1 protein-coding gene is annotated in these 550 nt (G+C 41.8%); it reads left to right on the plus strand.

What is annotated here, in order from left to right; genetic code table 11:
• Positions 1–131: 131 nt before the first annotated feature.
• A partial coding sequence (gene rplC / locus ACTHSP_RS21460; protein WP_440346935.1) for a 50S ribosomal protein L3 occupies positions 132–550 on the plus strand: 419 nt, incomplete at its 3' end.

The raw sequence follows: 550 nt of genomic DNA on the forward strand, positions 1-550 counted from the left end.
TTGAAATTTTTGTTGATATTTCTTTGATTTGTCAATTATAATGGCGGACTTGGTACATCCGTATCAAGTTTAACTTTGTCTGAAAGGCAGGCCAATCGTAGCCCGCCCCTTTACTTAAAAGGAAAATAATCATGACTTTAGGTCTGGTTGGACGCAAAGTTGGTATGACTCGCGTGTTCGATGAACAGGGTGTTTCTGTTCCGGTAACTGTTTTGGATATGTCTGCCAACCGCGTTACACAAGTGAAATCCAAAGATACTGACGGCTACACTGCTGTACAAGTTACCTTTGGTCAGAAAAAAGCTAATCGTGTCAACAAAACTGAAGCTGGTCACTTTGCTAAAGCAGGTGTTGAAGCTGGTCGTGGTTTGGTTGAATTTGCTTTGACTGAAGAAAAACTGGCTGAATTGAAAGCCGGTGATGAAATTACCGTTTCTATGTTTGAAGTTGGTCAATTGGTAGATGTAACCGGCACCTCTAAAGGTAAAGGTTTCTCTGGTACGATCAAACGTCATAACTTCGGTGCTCAACGTACTTCCCACGGTAACTC

It is taken from the genome of Neisseria sp. P0001.S005 (genome assembly GCF_051963715.1).